Origin of the sequence: Kitasatospora sp. NBC_01560 (assembly GCF_045208415.1) — a bacterium.
Taxonomy (GTDB): Bacteria; Actinomycetota; Actinomycetes; order Streptomycetales; family Streptomycetaceae; genus Kitasatospora.
In genome coordinates this window covers 709,747-724,465 of record NZ_CP109364.1, presented here as the reverse complement: position 1 = coordinate 724,465, position 14,719 = coordinate 709,747, and the positions used below count along the sequence as shown (strand labels likewise).

17 protein-coding genes are annotated in these 14,719 nt (G+C 74.1%); 8 read left to right on the top strand and 9 right to left on the bottom strand.

All coding sequences use genetic code 11. From position 1 onward, the window contains the following. Positions 1 to 68: 68 nt before the first annotated feature. A complete protein-coding gene (locus OH807_RS03150) occupies positions 69 to 761 on the bottom strand; it encodes an alpha/beta fold hydrolase (protein WP_406193619.1) in 693 nt (230 codons plus the stop codon). A 313-nt stretch (positions 762 to 1,074) separates the two neighbouring features. On the opposite strand from OH807_RS03150, the gene OH807_RS03145 reads away from it, so the two are divergent. After that, a complete protein-coding gene (locus tag OH807_RS03145) occupies positions 1,075 to 1,611 on the top strand; it encodes a helix-turn-helix transcriptional regulator (RefSeq protein WP_406193617.1) in 537 nt (178 codons plus the stop codon). Here the strand turns inward: OH807_RS03145 and OH807_RS03140 are convergent. Next, entirely contained in the window at positions 1,596 to 2,597 is a 1,002-nt protein-coding gene (locus OH807_RS03140; protein WP_406193615.1) for a YihY/virulence factor BrkB family protein, read from the bottom strand. The genes OH807_RS03145 and OH807_RS03140 overlap by 16 nt on opposite strands. 59 nt (positions 2,598 to 2,656) lie before the next feature. Further along, positions 2,657 to 3,082 carry an SRPBCC family protein gene (locus tag OH807_RS03135; protein ID WP_406193613.1) on the bottom strand — a complete coding sequence of 142 codons (426 nt, stop codon included), beginning with the start codon at positions 3,080 to 3,082 and terminating at the stop codon, positions 2,657 to 2,659. 284 nt (positions 3,083 to 3,366) lie between these two features. On the opposite strand from OH807_RS03135, the gene OH807_RS03130 reads away from it, so the two are divergent. Next, positions 3,367 to 4,155: a DUF4230 domain-containing protein gene (locus OH807_RS03130; RefSeq protein ID WP_406193611.1), complete on the top strand. Its 789-nt coding sequence runs from the start codon at positions 3,367 to 3,369 to the stop codon at positions 4,153 to 4,155. Between the two features lie 30 nt (positions 4,156 to 4,185). Here OH807_RS03130 and OH807_RS03125 read toward each other — a convergent pair whose 3' ends face one another. Further along, positions 4,186 to 4,614 (bottom strand): SsgA family sporulation/cell division regulator, encoded by a 429-nt coding sequence (locus tag OH807_RS03125; RefSeq protein WP_406193609.1) that lies wholly within the window; start codon positions 4,612 to 4,614, stop codon positions 4,186 to 4,188. A 219-nt stretch (positions 4,615 to 4,833) separates the two neighbouring features. On the opposite strand from OH807_RS03125, the gene OH807_RS03120 reads away from it, so the two are divergent. Together OH807_RS03120 and OH807_RS03115 are read left to right on the top strand one after the other, a co-directional pair. Further along, positions 4,834 to 5,130, top strand: a complete 297-nt coding sequence (locus OH807_RS03120) for a WhiB family transcriptional regulator (protein WP_406193607.1) — start codon at positions 4,834 to 4,836, stop codon at positions 5,128 to 5,130. A 103-nt stretch (positions 5,131 to 5,233) separates the two neighbouring features. Next, positions 5,234 to 5,791 carry an SRPBCC family protein gene (locus tag OH807_RS03115; protein ID WP_406193605.1) on the top strand — a complete coding sequence of 186 codons (558 nt, stop codon included), beginning with the start codon at positions 5,234 to 5,236 and terminating at the stop codon, positions 5,789 to 5,791. On the opposite strand, the gene OH807_RS03110 is transcribed toward OH807_RS03115, so the two are convergent. Beyond that, on the bottom strand, positions 5,788 to 7,017 hold the full coding sequence (locus tag OH807_RS03110) for a glycosyltransferase (RefSeq protein ID WP_406193603.1): 1,230 nt from the start codon (positions 7,015 to 7,017) through the stop codon (positions 5,788 to 5,790). The two genes, OH807_RS03115 and OH807_RS03110, sit on opposite strands and share 4 nt — an antisense overlap. Positions 7,018 to 7,299: 282 nt before the next feature. Between OH807_RS03110 and OH807_RS03105 the strand changes: the two genes are divergently transcribed. Next, on the top strand, positions 7,300 to 7,665 hold the full coding sequence (locus OH807_RS03105; RefSeq protein WP_406193601.1) for a zinc ribbon domain-containing protein YjdM: 366 nt from the start codon (positions 7,300 to 7,302) through the stop codon (positions 7,663 to 7,665). A 90-nt stretch (positions 7,666 to 7,755) separates the two neighbouring features. On the opposite strand, the gene modA is transcribed toward OH807_RS03105, so the two are convergent. Beyond that, entirely contained in the window at positions 7,756 to 8,622 is an 867-nt protein-coding gene (gene modA, locus OH807_RS03100; protein WP_406193599.1) for a molybdate ABC transporter substrate-binding protein, read from the bottom strand. A gap of 380 nt (positions 8,623 to 9,002) precedes the next feature. On the opposite strand from modA, the gene OH807_RS03095 reads away from it, so the two are divergent. Beyond that, positions 9,003 to 9,413 carry a gamma-glutamylcyclotransferase family protein gene (locus OH807_RS03095; protein ID WP_406193597.1) on the top strand — a complete coding sequence of 137 codons (411 nt, stop codon included), beginning with the start codon at positions 9,003 to 9,005 and terminating at the stop codon, positions 9,411 to 9,413. A 209-nt stretch (positions 9,414 to 9,622) separates the two neighbouring features. Here OH807_RS03095 and OH807_RS03090 read toward each other — a convergent pair whose 3' ends face one another. Further along, positions 9,623 to 10,216, bottom strand: a complete 594-nt coding sequence (locus OH807_RS03090) for a TetR/AcrR family transcriptional regulator (protein WP_406193595.1) — start codon at positions 10,214 to 10,216, stop codon at positions 9,623 to 9,625. A 98-nt stretch (positions 10,217 to 10,314) separates the two neighbouring features. On the opposite strand from OH807_RS03090, the gene OH807_RS03085 reads away from it, so the two are divergent. Then, positions 10,315 to 11,172 (top strand): SDR family oxidoreductase, encoded by an 858-nt coding sequence (locus OH807_RS03085; RefSeq protein ID WP_406193593.1) that lies wholly within the window; start codon positions 10,315 to 10,317, stop codon positions 11,170 to 11,172. Positions 11,173 to 11,302: 130 nt separating this feature from the next. Then, the gene (locus OH807_RS03080; protein ID WP_406193591.1) at positions 11,303 to 12,169 is read left to right on the top strand and encodes a haloalkane dehalogenase; all 867 of its coding nucleotides are present in this window, start codon (positions 11,303 to 11,305) and stop codon (positions 12,167 to 12,169) included. A gap of 56 nt (positions 12,170 to 12,225) precedes the next feature. Here the strand turns inward: OH807_RS03080 and OH807_RS03075 are convergent, their stop codons facing one another. Both OH807_RS03075 and OH807_RS03070 read right to left on the bottom strand, forming a co-directional pair. After that, a complete protein-coding gene (locus tag OH807_RS03075) occupies positions 12,226 to 12,768 on the bottom strand; it encodes an EF-hand domain-containing protein (RefSeq protein ID WP_406193589.1) in 543 nt (180 codons plus the stop codon). Positions 12,769 to 12,956: 188 nt separating this feature from the next. Further along, entirely contained in the window at positions 12,957 to 14,705 is a 1,749-nt protein-coding gene (locus tag OH807_RS03070; protein WP_406193587.1) for a serine/threonine-protein kinase, read from the bottom strand. Between the last annotated feature and the right edge of the window lie 14 nt (positions 14,706 to 14,719).

Here is a 14,719-nt window from a genome sequence, read left to right as displayed (position 1 = left end):
GCGCGGGCCGGCGGCGTGGACCTTCGCCGCCGGACCACCTGGCGAAGATCACAAACCGTCACGGGACGTCACCGAGAGGGCCCATCGTCGGTCAGGATGGCGAAGAGCGGGTCCGGGGCTTCGTTGTACACGGCATGACCGACTGCCAGGTCGTGGACCTCCCAGTCGGGGTCGGTGCGCAGCCGCTTGAACTGGTCCTGGAACGGTGTAGCTGCCCACGCGGACGCGTAGATGAAGGTTCGTCGTGCGACGCGGTCCATGCCGTCCCCGAGGCGAAGCCGTTGGAGGAGCGAGGCGAGCGGATGCGGTCGCCTCCTCGGGTCCGTCCCGGCCGGGGGAGCCACCGTGCGGCCGTCCGCCCGCGCCCCGGCGATGACCCGGTTCCGGTAGTGGTCGTTGGCCAGGCCCCACCAGGAGTCGCCGTCGGCCGGCACGAAGGCGTCGCAGAACACCAGCCGATCGACGGGGCGGGTGGACCGGTCCGCGGCACCGGCAACGACCAGGCCCGCATAGCTGTGGGCACACAAGGTGATCGGTCCCGGGCCACAGGCGTCCAGCACGGTGAGCACCCGGTCGATGTGGGTGTCCAGGTTCGCCGCGGGGCCGCCCGGCGACGGGTCCGGCTCCAGGCCGTCCAGTGTGACGGCGACGGCCCGATGGCCGGCTTCTCGAAGCCTGGCCACGATGCCGTCCCACGCCCACGCCCCGTGCCAGGCTCCAGGCACCAGGACAAAAGTTCTCGGCTGTGCTTGTGCGCTCATAGGACAAAGGCTCCGCCTGCCCACCGGTGGCCGTCCACCGTTAGACTGCCAATCCATGCCTCTTCCCCGCCAACCGCTCACGCGCCAACACAGCGGTGCCGCGTCGATCCTGTGGCCCACGGGCGGTAGGCACCAGTGGTCCGCGGGCCAGGCGAGCGACCTGCAAACCCACTCGTCGGGGCACCTCGTCCACGCCGCCCGCGGTGTTCTCTCCATGCACACCCACCGGGGCATTTCAGTCGTTCCGACCAACCGAGTCGCTTGGATACCGGCCGGGGTCGCTCACCACCACCGCGCCCACAGCGCCACCGACATGCGCATCCTGTTCCTCCCGCGCTCCTACGACCGCCTCATGCCGGACCGCCCCATCGTGCTCCTGGCCAACGACCTCGCCCGGGAACTCCTGCTCACACTCACCGGGCCGCGCAGCTACGACGCCCCCGATCCGAAGGATCGCGGCCCGCTGGCCCGGTTGCGGCGCGTGCTCGTCGACGAACTGCACGAGGCCCGGGAGCAGCCACTGCACATCCCCGAACCCGTCGACGACCGACTCCACGCCATCGCCAGGCGGCTGCAGGACAACCCCGCCGACAACACACCGCTGGCCGACCTCGGCCGCAGCTGCGGCGCCAGCTCCCGCACCCTGAGCCGGCTGCTCCGGCGCGAGCTCGGAATGACGTTCTACCAATGGCGCACCCAGATTCGCCTCTACCACGCACTGGTGCTGCTCGCCGACGGCCACGACATCACCCATGTCGCGCACTCGTGCGGCTGGGCCAATCCCAGCGGCTTCATCGCCGCCTTCACCGACCTCGTCGGCACCACACCCGGCCGCTACCAACAGCAGTGAACCGTCGTGGCTGAGGGGACGGCAGCGGCCCGTTGGCGGGCGAGCCCGGCGTCCAGCTCCAGGCCCAGCAGGACCGCCAGATTGGTCAGCCAGAGCCAGACCAGGAACACCATCACCCCGGCCAGGGCGCCGTACATCCGGCCGTAGGTGTCCACGTACGCGGCGTAGAGCGCGAACCCGCCCGAGGCGGCCAGCCAGAGGACGACCGCCAGCGCACTGCCCGGGGAGATCCGGTGCGGGCCGCGGGCGGGGAGGTCGGGGGCCGTCCGGTAGAGCACCGTCACCGTGACGGTGACGAGCAGCACCAGCCCCGGCCACTTGGTGAACGACCAGACGGTGAGGCCGAAGTCGCCCACGCCGAGGGCCCGGCCGGCCTGTTCGGCGATCGGGCCGGTGAGGACCACGATGGCCACCCCCGCCGCCAGCAGGACCAGCAGCACACCGGTCAGCGCCAGCCGTACCGGTGCCAGCCGCCACAACGGGCGGTGTTCGCGGACCCCGTGGGCGGCGTTGGCCGAGCGGATGAACGCGCCGACGTAGCCGGAGGCCGACCAGAGCGCCCCGACGGCGCCCAGGAAGGCGAACACGCCGCCGGCGCCGGTGTGCTGCTGCACCTGCCCGACGCCGTCCCGCAGCACCTGGCCGGCCGGGCCCGGGGCCAGCCGGCCCAGGCCGTCCATCACCTGACCGCCGGGCGCGGGCCCGGCGAGGCCGAGCAGCCCGGTGAGCAGCAGCAGACCGGGGAAGAGCGCCAGCACCCCGTAGTAGGTGAGAGCGGCCGCCCGGTCGAAGAGCTCGTCGCCGAGCAGCAGCCGCCCGAGGTGCCGGAGCAGCGGGCGGCCGGGAAGCAGCGAGCGGCCGGGAAGCACCGGACGGCCGGGAAGCAGGGGGTGCCCGGGGGACCGGTGCCGGGGCCGGCCCGGCCGGCGGGGCGGCCACCAGGGCGTGCGCCGGGTGCCGCGGTGTCGGTGGGTCGAGGCCGGCATGGATCCTCCTCGTACGGTGGCGGTCGTCGGTCCTGTCCACGGCCGGCCCCGGCCGCCGTTCAGGCGGCCCGGGCCTCTTCCTCGACGTGCTGCTTGAAGTCCTGGAGGCAACGGTGCACCTGGTGGGCGACGAAGCCCAGCCGGTCGCCGATCAGGTCGACCACACCGTGCGGGGTGTGGTCGAGCTGGAGCATGATCCGGGTGCGGCCCTCGTCCAGGGCGTGGAAGGTGGCCACCCCCGAGTGGTCCGCGCCGCCCACCGTGCGCCAGGCGATCCGCTCGCCGGGTATCCGCTCGGTGATCTCGGTGTCGAACGCGCGGTGCACCCCGTCCACCCGCGCCACCCAGTGCACCGTGCCCGCGGGCCCCGGCGCCACCTCCTCGACCCCGCTCATGAACCGGGGGAACGCCGACACCCGGCTCCACTGCTCGTACGCGGCCGCCACCGGCACCGCCACCTCGACCGACTCCTGTGTGCGTGACATGGATCCTCCTCCACTGGATGCGTCCTGGGCCGACGCGTCCCCGCTCGTCTGCCCGCCCCGGAGCACTCCACACAGGCTCCCGTCGAATCACTGGCTGTTCGTCAACTCAGTCCGAAGTCTGGAGAGTTGAGTTTCCGGTCGCCCGATTCCGAGTGGCGTGACCCGGCTGTCGCGGGGTACCCGCCGGACATCGGCGCCCCGTCCGCCGGTCCGGTCGCCGAGGCGGCCCGGCCGGCGCACCCGAGGCCCGACCCACCCCACGCGAGAAAGCGGAGGCACAGCTGATGGCACTCCTCGGACGCGGCCGGAAGGCCGCCACCGGCACCACCGGCACCACCGGCACGCACCGGGACGCGGACGACACGGACCTCGACCCGAAACCCGCCGCCGACCCGAACCCCGTCGCGCCCGAACCCGCGGCCCGGCGACCCGCCCGCCGACGCACCCCCTGGTACATCGGCCTGCCGGTGACCCTGGCCGCGATCCTCGCGGTGTTCCTCGCCGGCGCGCACCTGGGCCTGTTCCCCTCGATCCCGAACCCCCTGGAACGCCGCACCGTGGACCGCAGTCAGCCCGTCCTGCTGCGCTCCATCCAGGACATGAAGCAGTTCACCGGTGCCCAGGGCAGCTTCCAGATCGTCGTCGACCTCGACCACGAAGCAGCCTTCCTGCCGTCCGCGCTGCTCGGCAACCGCACCCTGTACGTGGCGGCCGGCACCGTGGACGCGACCGTCGACCTCAGCACCCTCGACAAGGGCGCGGTGACCGTCTCGGCCGACCGCACCACCGCCACCGTGGTCGTCCCGCACGCCCGGCTCGCCCCCGCCGCCCTGGACGTCCGCCGCTCGTACGTCTACCTCCAGCAGCGCGGGTTCTTCGACCGGATCGGCGACTTCTTCAGCGGCAACCCGGGCAATCAGCAACAGGTCGAGCTGCTGGCCACCCAGAAGATCGAGCAGGCCGCCAAGGACACCGAACTCACCCGGCGCGCCGAGCAGAGCGCCCGCGCGATGCTGGAGGGGCTGCTGCGCTCCGCCGGGTTCACCACCGTGACCGTCACCACGGCGGCCTGACCCGCGGGCCTGCCGACCGGGCGCCCCGGCCTACGCCCGGTCGAGCACGCCGAGGAGCCAGCGGTCCAACGCCTCACCGCACTGCTCCGCCCCCTGCGGCACCCGCGCGTACGTTCTGCGCAGGAACGCGCGCAGATCGCCCGACCGCGTGCGGAACACCGCGGCGCCGTCCGTACCCCGCAGCAGCATCCGCACGTGCGCCGCGTCCGCGTCGGGGTGGAACAGCACGTCGCCCTCACCGGCCGGAGCGTCCAGGCCCTCGGCGAGCAGCGTCCGGGCGAACGACCACCGCTGCCGCCGCCCGAAGGGCAGCAGGAAGTCGATGTGGACGGCCAAAGGGTCCTTGGCGTCGTGCACCCAGGAGGACTGCACGGCGATGCCGTCCCCGTCCCCGTCCTCGCCGACCGTCAGCAGCTCGACCCGGATCTGCGCAGTCACCGCCGTGTTGCTCCCGCTCATCGGGCGCCCCTCCCCACCTGGCTGTTGACGGCGACCGGCCGCCGGCACGCGTCTGCCCGGGAAGGAACCTCCCAAACCGAGGGGTGGGACGGGCCGGAGCGGGCAGGCGACCGGGAGGCCGATCAGGGCCTGCCGGCCTCGCCGAAGCGTTTCCGCGGCCGGCCCCCAGGGGCGGTCCGCCCGCCCTCCCGTCCCCGTCCAGCCGAGGTGAGAATCCCTGTGACCGACATATCGCGCCTGCCCGGCGCCTTCGACCACCGCTGGAACTGGCAGCTCGCCGCGGCCTGCCGCGACGTCGACACCAGCCTCTTCTTCCACCCGTCCGGCGAGCGCGGCAAGGCCCACGACGAGCGGGAGGAGGAGGCGAAGCGCGTCTGCGGCGGCTGCCCCGTCCGCCGGGAGTGCCTGCGCCACGCGCTGGAGGTGCACGAGTCCTACGGCGTGTGGGGCGGGCTGTCGGAGACCGAACGCGCCGCCCTCGTCGGGCGGTCCGCCCGTCCCTCGCACGCCGCCTGACGGCACCCGTGCCGCCCCGGGCGGTCCGGATTGGACGCCCGCGGACGGGGCAGACGCGCGGGAGGGCCGGAAGGTCCGGCCCGTCGCCCGGAAGGAGACCGCGGTGAGCCAGGTGATGCAGTCCATCGACGTGGACGTCCCGCTGCACAGCGCCTACGACCAGTGGACGCAGTTCGAGGACTTCCCGCGGTTCATGGCGGGGGTGGAGGAGGTCCGCCGGACGGACGACCGGCACTGCCACTGGCGGACGAATGTCTCCGGTGCGCGCCGCGAGTTCGACACCGAGATCATCGACCAGCTCCCCGACCGGCGGATCTCCTGGCGCACGGTGGGCGGTGACGTCCGGCAGCTGGGGGTCGTGGCCTTCCAGCGCCTCGACGACTCGCACACCCGGGTGAGCCTGGCGATGTCCTTCGAGCCGCACGGCCTGGTCGAGCGGGCCGGTGCCGCGCTCGGCGTCCTGGACCGCCAGGTCAAGGGCGACCTGAAGCGCTTCAAGGGCTTCGTCGAGGAGCAGGCCCGGGAGAACGGCGGCCGGCGCGGCCGACCGGCCCCGGCCGCCGACGGCCCGCCCGCCCCCGCCCCCGGCGACGCACCGCCGCGCGAACGCCCCCGGGCCCGGATGACCGACGAGGGCGCGCCGCCCCCACCCGAGGACTAGGCCGCGGGGCCCTTGCCGGCGACGGTGTCGAGCAGCAGTTCGGCGGCCGCCGTGGCGCCGTCGGTGCGGATGGTGGGGGCCAGGGCCCCGGCGCGGGCCCGGGTGCCGGTGGTCAGGGCGGTGCTGAGCGCGGTCGCGAGGGAGTCGACGGTCGGGGTCGGACCGTCGTGCGCCACGCCGATGCCCAGCTCGGCCACCCGGGCGGCCCAGCGCGGCTGGTCGGCGATCCGGGGCAGCACGATCTGGGGTGCCCCGGCCCGGGCGGCGGCGGTGGTCGTGCCGGCGCCGCCGTGATGGACGACGGCGGCCACCCGGCCGAACAGCGCCTGCTGGTTGACCTCGCCGACGGCGAAGCAGTCGTCCCGGTCGTCGACGGGGCCCAGGCCGGCCCAGCCGCGGGCGAGGACCACCCGCCGGCCGTGGGCCCGGCAGGCCTCCACGGCGATCCGGGCGATGTCCTTCGGAGCGTGTGCGGCCATGCTGCCGAACCCCACGTACACCGGCGGTGCGCCCGCGTCGAGGAAGGCCGCCAGGTCGGCCGGGAGCGGGCGGTCGTCGGGGAGGGTCCACGCCCCGGTCTGCACCAGGTCGAGGTCCGTGGTGCCCTGCGCGGGCCACAGGGTGGGGTCCGCCGCCAGCCAGGGCCGGTCGGTGAGGACGTGGCCGCGGACGTCGGCCACCGGCGGCAGGCCGATCGCGGCCCGGTGGACGTTCAGGGCCTCGCCGTACAGTGCGTTCACCCGCTGGGCGTCCTGCTCCCAGAGCGTCCGGTTGTCGGTCTCGTCCGGCGCGGACTGCCGGCCCGGCCGGGCCCCCGGGGGGAACAGCCGCGACGGCAGGCCGAGCGTGTGGAAGCAGGCGAACACGTAGGGGATGCCCAGATGCTCGGCCACGTCCCGCGCTCCGGCCGGCATCAGGCCGGTGGCCAGCAGCGCGTCACTTCCCGCGGCCGCCTCGGTGAGCGTCCTGAACCGGGCGGCGACCAGTTCGGGGGCGAGCCGGAAGGCGTCCTGTGCCGAGGGCGGCTTCGGGCCGGAGACCACCGAGCGCACCGAGGGCCCGAGCGGCACCAGCGGCACGCCGGCCCGCGCCAGCACCGCCGCGAACTCCTCGTCGGGCGGCGCGCACACCAGGGCCTCCGCGCCGAGCTCCCGCAGCCGCACCGCCAGCCCCGCCAGGGGTTCGACATCCCCGCGCGATCCCCAGGTCGACAACACCACACGCATTTCGAGCCTCATTTCCACGGATTCCGGGCTTCGGCCGACCATGGTGCGGCACGACCCGGGGCTGGCGGCAAGCCCCCTGGTGCGCTATAACCTGATAGTGGCAAGGAGAAGGATTTCCTTGCCTTTTCCGTTGGTCGTCCGCCGCGGACGGCCGCGCCTCCCGGCGAATCGGCGGCCGACCGCCGAGCGCGCTGCGGTACCAGCTCCCAGCTGCGGATACGCCCGCGCAGCGGCGCACAGGGCGGTGCGGCCCGATACGGCTGGTCCGATATTCTGGCGGGTATGAGTGACAATCTGCCCGCGTGTCCGAAGTGCTCCGGCGAGTACACCTACGAGATGGACGCGCTGATGGTCTGTCCCGAATGCGGCCATGAATGGGCGCCCGCCGAGGGATCCGACGGTGCCGGCGGTGCGGCCGCGTCCGGCGAGCGGGTGATCAAGGACGCCGTCGGCAACGTGCTCGCCGACGGCGACTCCGTGACCGTCGTCAAGGCGCTCAAGGTCAAGGGCAGCACCTCCGGCATCAAGGCCGGCACGAAGGTCCGCAACATCCGCCTGGTCGACGGCGTGGACGGTCACGACATCGACTGCAAGGTCGACGGCTTCGGGCCCATGCAGCTCAAGTCGAGCGTGGTCAGGAAGGCCTGACCTGCGGCCTGCCCTGCGGCCCGGCCCGCGGCCCGGCCCGCGGCCCGGTCCGTGGACGGGCCGCCCGGTCGGCAGGGCCTCGCCGGTCGGTCAGGCGCTGAGGAAACCGGCGTCCGAGAGCACCTTCTGCCCCTCGGCGGACTCCACCTGGGCCACGAAGGCCTGGGCTCCGGCGCTGTTGGGGGCGTGCGTGAGGGTGGCGATCGGGTAGTCGTTGATGGCGGAGGCGGCCTCGGCGAAGTTGACGCCGTCCACCTTGCCCGCGGCGGACTTGACGTCGGTCTGGTAGACGAGCGAGGCGTCCGCCTCCTGGAGTTCGACCTCGGTCAGGGCGTCCTTGACGTCCTGTTCGTAACTGACGGGTGTGACCTGCACGTTCCCGGCCGCGAGGGCCTTCTGGGCGGCGGCCCCGCAGGGGACTTCCTTCGCGCACAGGACGACCTTCAGACCCGGCTCGGCGAGGTCCTGGAGCGTGGCGATGTGCTGGGGCTTGCCCGGCACGGTGGCGATCGCCAGCTGGTTGCGGACGAAGGTCTGCGGGGTGCCGACGGCGTCGCCCTTGTCCGTGACGGTCTTCATGGTGGCCGGGCTGGCGGCCGCGAAGACGTCCGCCGGGGCACCGTTGACGATGCTGGCGGCGAGGGCGTCGCTGCCGGCGAAGTTGAAGACCACCTTGGTGCCGGGGTGCGCCGCCTCGAACTGCGTGCCGATCGTCGTGAACGCCTCCTTCAGCGACGCGGCGGCGAAGACGGTGACCGTGCCGGTGACGTTCGCCGCCGTCCCCGAAGCTCCGGCGGACGCGCTCGCGGCGGATGAGGCACCGCCGGACGCGCTCGCGGCGGCCGAGCCCGCCGAGCTGCCGGAGTCGCTCGACGAGCAGGCGCTGAGCGCCAGGAGGACCGCAGTACAGCCGCCCGCCAGCTTCAGCGTCCGGTGGCGGATCGTAGGGGTCGGCACTGGACCCTCCCTGTCTGCCGCCCGCTCGGCGGCGGCGTGGTGGTGGTGAGGCGCGCCGGGCGGGTGGTCCGCCGAGCCGGGTGGTCCCGGGCCCGGCCCGCAGAGGGCCGGAGGGGCCGTCAGGGCTCGCCCGGGCGACCGGGGTTCGGGGCCGGCCGACTGCCGGGAGCCGGGCGTTCCCGTGCCGGAGGCACGCGGACGGGGCGGCGGCCGGAGCGCGCTGCGCCGAGCATAGAGCCGCAGGTGCGAGGGGGATCGGAACATTTCCCTGGCATTCGCCCGATGGTGTGAGTGATGCCCGCCGACCGCCGTGCGCCGTGGATTCGATAGGTTGGGGTGACCAGGAAATGTGACGGGTGATCCGCGGAGGGGCTTTCACGATGACCGATCAGACGACCCACCAGTTGTTCTCCTACGGGACGCTGCAGCTGCCCGAGGTCCAGCTCGCCCGGTTCGGCCGGCTCCTGGAGGGGCGTTCCGACGCACTTCCCGGCTTTCGCCTGACGTACATCGAGATCACCGACCCGGAGGTGATCGCGGCCAGCGGTACCGACCGCCACCCCCTGGTCCTCGCCTCCACCGAGGACGGCGACGCGGTGGAGGGCAGTGTCTTCGCCATCACCGACGCCGAACTCGCCGCCGCGGACGACTACGAGGTCGACGACTACGCGAGGACGGCGGTCGTCCTGCGCTCGGGTGCCGAGGCCTGGGCCTACCTCGCCGCGCATCCGGCCGACGCCGTGGCGGACACCGCCGACGCGGCCGCGGGCCCGGGGCAGCAGAGCAACTGATCGCCCCCGGCTGCGCGGCCGCTCCCGCCGGGAGCCACCGGCCGCCGCGGTCGTGCCCTGCGCGCTGCGCCGCGCGCCGCCGCCCCTGGACCGCACGGCCGGTCCCGGGGCGGCCGTGCGTCCGGCCCCCGCCGACCCGCCGACCCGCCGACTCGCCGGCCCGGCCCGGCCCGGCCCGGTTCGGTCGGCCGGGCCGCGGGGAGGCCGGGTCAGACCGTGGCGTCGATCCAGCGGGTGAGGCGGGCGCCCTCGCGGGTCATGATCTCGGGATCGCGCAGGGCGTTGGTGAGCAGCGACATGCCCTGGTAGGCGCCGACGAGCGCCACCGCGAGGCCTTCCGGGTCCTCCGTGCCGATCTGCCGGTACTGCTCCTCCACCCAGCGCAGCAGTTGCCGGACGACCACCCCCGCCGCGATGTCGAGGCCGCCGTCGGCGCGCTTGTCGACCTCGGCGGCGAGCGTGCCCGTGGGGCAGCCGTAGCGGGCGGCGGTGTCGCGTTGGCCCACCCAGGCGGCCACGAGGGCCTTCAGGCGCTCCCGCGGGTCGGGGAGCCGGTCGAGTGCGGCGGTCAGCGTCTCCAGGTAGCCGGTGTGCTCGGCGAGCGCGGCTCTGACCAGGTCGTCCTTGGTCTTGAAGTAGTAGTACACGTTGCCGGTCGGTACGTCGGCGGCGCGGGCGATGTCGGCGATGGTGGTCCGCTCGACGCCCTGCTCGTGCAGTACCTGCGCCGCGGCGGCGGTGAGCCGTCGGCGCTTGTCGCCGGCCTTTGCGGCGGGGCGCCGGGAATCCGATGAGTCAGTCACCCGACTAACTGTAGACCGGCGCCGCCCGGGGCTGCTACGGTTTCGTCTCGACGGAGTTAGTCAGCCGACTGACTCATAAATCGAGCGGGGAGATCGACATGATCGTGGTGACGGGTGCGACCGGGAACGTCGGGCGGGCGCTGGTGCGGATGCTGGCCGGGGCCGAGGCCGGGAGCGAGGCCGGCGCGGGGGCTGGGCGTGCCGTGGAGGTGACGGCCGTCGCCCGGCACATCACCGACGCCGACGTGCCGCCGGGTGTCCGGGCGGTCGCCGGGGACCTGGCCGACCCGGCCGGGCTGCACACCGCCTTCGAGGGCGCGCAGGCCCTGTTCCTGCTGGTCGCGGGGGAGGACCCGGACGGCATTCTGGACGCGGCGAAGCGGGCCGGGGTACGCCGGGTGGTGCTGCTCTCCTCCCAGGGGGCGGGGACGCGGCCCGAGGTCTACGGGCACCCCGTCCGGTTCGAGGAGGCCGTGCGGGGCTCCGGGCTCGACTGGACCGTCCTGCGCTCGGGCGGCATGGCCACCAACGCGCTCGCCTGGTCCGAGTCCGTCCGCACCCGGCGCGCGGCCGAGGCGCCGTTCGGTGACGTCGGCCTGCCGTTCGTCGACCCCGAGGACGTGGCCGCCGTGGCGGCGGCCGCCCTGCTCGAAGGCGCCCACCTGGGCGCCACCTACACCCTGACCGGCCCCGCGCCGACCACGCCGCGCGAGCGGGCCGAGGCCATCGCGGCCGCCCTCGGCGAACCGGTGCACTTCACCGAGCAGACCCGCGAGCAGGCGCACGAGCTGATGGCGCGGTTCATGCCGCTGCCGGTGGTCGCCGGGACGCTGGCCATCCTGGGCGAGCCGACCGAGGAGGAGCAGCGGGTCAGCCCCGACGTCGAGCACGTCCTGGGCCGGGCGCCCGGCAGCTTCGCCGCCTGGGCCGCACGCAACGCCGCAGCCTTCCGCTGACCGACCGGCAGGCGGATCCACCGGCCGGATCCGCCTGCCGATTCACTCGCCCGCTCCACCGCTCGCCGCCTCACCGCTCGCCCGCACGACCGATCCCAGCGACCGACCGACGTGAAAGGCAGTTCCCACCATGCCCGTTCAGCACCTTCTCGGCACGACCATGCACCACCGCGAGTCCGGCACGGGCACGCCGGTCGTCCTCCTGCACGGCAACCCGACCTCGTCCCACCTCTGGCGGGACGTCATGCCCGCGGTGGGCGGCGGCCGGCTGCTGGCCCCCGACCTCATCGGCATGGGGGAGTCCGGTAAGCCCGACATCGACTACACCTTCGCCGACCAAGCCCGCCACCTGGACGCCTGGTTCGACGCGCTCGGCCTGCGGGACGTGATCCTGGTCGGCCACGACTGGGGCGGCGCGCTGGCGTTCGACTGGGCCGCCCGCCACCCCGACCTGGTCCGCGGGATCGCCTTCACCGAGACCATCGTCAAGCCGATGAGCTGGGAGGAGTTCCCCGAGGGCGGCCGGGAGCTGTTCCGGGCGATCAAGACCGAGGGCGTCGGCGAGGCGATGATCCTGGACGAGAACGCCTTCATCGAGCAGGCCCTGCCCGGCACCGTGGCCACCGCGCTCGACCCCCGCGACCTTGAGGTCTACCGCCGGCCCTACCCGACCAGGGAGAGCCGCCGCCCGCTGCTGCAGTGGCCGCGCTCGATGCCGCTCGGCGGCGAGCCCGCCGAGGTCGTCGCCCGGATCGAGGCGTACGACCGGTGGCTCGCGGCCACCCCGGAGGTGCCCAAGCTCCTGGTGACCTTCGCACCCGGGCCGGGCACGATGATGCACGAGGACACCGTCGCGTGGTGCGAGGCGAACATCGCGGGCCTGGAGATCGCGCGCCACGACGCCGTCGCCGGGCACCACACTCCGGAGGACCAGCCCGAACTGCTGGCCGCGTCCATCGCCACCTGGGCCGACCGGCACTCCCTGCGCCGCTTCTAGGCGGCGATACACGGCCGCGAGCGGGCACCGCCGCTCCCGCGGGGGAGGGGTGCCGGTCACTGCTCCGGGATGCGGCCGCACATCACGTTGCCGGGCTCGGACGGGTCGCCGCTGATCCAGAACTGCTCCCAGAGGAGCGCGAACTCGGGCCGGCTGAGATACCCGTCGCCGTCCAGGTCGAGCAGGTCGAAGACATCGCCGGTCGCCACGCTCCGGCCGTGCCAGACGTCGACGAGGCGACCGTGCTCGGCACGCGAGATGCGGCCGTCGCCGTTCTCGTCCACGGCGTCGAAGACCGTGTCGGCAGTCGCCGTGACGACCACGCGAAGGGCGGGGAGCCGGTCGACGAGGGTCAGGAACTCGGCCATGTCCACCTTGCCGTCGTGGTTGGCGTCGGCGACCGTGAGCAGGTGGTCCCACCAGCCCGTCATGAGCGCCTCGACCCTGGCCCCCAGCTCCGGGTCGCGCCGGACGGCCGGCAGGCGGCTCCAACGCTCCGCCAGGGCCGCGAAGTCGCTCTGCCGCAGACAGCCGTCCCCGTCCGTGTCGAAGGCGGCGAAGACATTGCGGAGCTTGCGCTGCTGGAACTCGCTGGCCATGAACGGGCCTCCCCGGTACCGGACCACTCGCCACCACGTGTGGCGACCGGCTGGTGACTATAGGTGCGCGGCGCGGGGCCCCGCCGGGGGTTCGGGGGAAGACCGGGGAATCCCGGCACCGGTGCCCCGGAGTGTGCTATCAGGAGTCCCGCTCCTGCGGGGGAGGGCGGCCGGGCCCGGCGACGGGGTCATTCGGCCGGGTAGGTGCGGCCGATCTTGCCCTTCGGATCGGCCCAGAAGTAGCCGGAGTGGCCGTGGTCGCCCGAGAGGTAGACCCGGATGGACGGGGAGCTGTCGAACATGTCGGGGCCGATGACCAGGTAGCGGTTGGTCGGGTCGGGGACGTTGAGGATGTTGTTGGCCGCCTTCAGCAGGTCGGGCACGACGTTCCAGTCGTACTGGGCGAGATCGACCGGCTTGTCCTTGCCCATGCTGCCGCCGGTGCGGCGGGTGACCTTGCCGTCCCGGTAGTCGTACCAGTCGTAGCTGCGCCCGTCGGCCGTCGGGACCTGGGCCATGGCGTAGCCGGGGTAGACGGTGAGGTCCTTGACCTTCGTCCCGCCCGTCTGGGCGGTCAGCGCGGCCACGACGGTGCGGACGCCGTCGGGGGTGACGAGATCCTTGGCCGCCGGGGTGGCGGTCCGGTCCGCCGTGCCGGTCGGGGCGGCGGCCGGCGGGGTCGACGGGACGGCCGAGCCGGCCGGCGCGGGCAGGGCGGCCGGGTCGGCCGAGCCGGTGCCGGCCGAACTCGTGCCGGCCGGGGTCGCGTTGTGGCTGTCGGTGTTGTCGGGGGGCAGGGCCCAGATGAGGGATCCGGCGAGCACCACGGCGGCGACCGAGAGGGTCACGGCCAGGCCGGCCCGGCTACGGGTGGGTGCCGGGGGCTGCGGCAGCGCCGCGCCGGTGGGCGGGGCGTCGAACGGGCTGCCGGGTACGGCGTCGAACGGGCCGCTCGGCCCCGGGTGGCCCGGGCCGCCGGGGCCGGTGAGCCGGTGCGTGAACGGATCCGGGTGCGCCGCGCCGTCCGCGGGGGTGCCCGGACGCGGCGTGTCGAGGAAGGTCGGTGCCCAGGCCGGTGCCGGAGCTGCCGGTGTGCCGCTCTGCTCGGCGGCGGCGAGCGCGCGGTCCAGTTGGTCGGCGTCGGGCCGCAGCCCGGGGTCGCGGCCCAGGAGGGCCGCCAGGACCGGCCCGAGCGGGCCCGAGCGGGTGGGCGGCGGAAGCGGCTCGTCCAGGACGGCGGCGAGGGTGGCCAGGGTGGTGCCGCGCCGCAGCGGGTGGTGGCCCTCGACCGCGACGTACAGCAGCATGCCGAGCGACCAGAGGTCGGAGGAGGGGTTCCCCTCCTGGCCGCGGATCCGCTCCGGGGCGATGTACTCGGGCGAGCCGATCAGCGCACCGGTCGCGGTGAGCGCGGTCGCGTCCTGCATGGCGGCGATGCCGAAGTCGGTGAGGACGGGGGTGCCGTCGGCGCGGAGCAGGACGTTGCCCGGCTTGACGTCGCGGTGCAGGATGCCGGCCGCGTGGGCGGCCCGCAGGGCGGCGAGCACGCCGCGGCCGATCCTGGCCGCCTCCGGCACGCCGAGCGGGCCCTGACCGATCCGGTCGGCGAGGCTGCCGCCGGTGACGAGTTCCATCACCAGCCAGGGGTGCGGGTGCTCGGGCGTGTCGATGATGTGGTGGATCACCGCCACGTTGGGGTGCTGGAGGCGGGCGAGTGCCCGGGCCTCCCGCAGGACGCGTTCGCGCAGCTCGTGGGCGGCCTCGGGGTCGGCGGCGGCCATCGCCGGGTCGGGCGGGCGGACCTCCTTGAGCGCGACCTCGCGGTGCAGCGCGTTGTCCCGCGCGCGCCAGACCAGGCCCATGCCCCCGCCGCCGAGGCGTGCGAGCAGTTCGAAGCGGCCGTCAATGAGTCGCGCCGGCGACCCCCCAGTGTTCATGGCGCACATCGTAG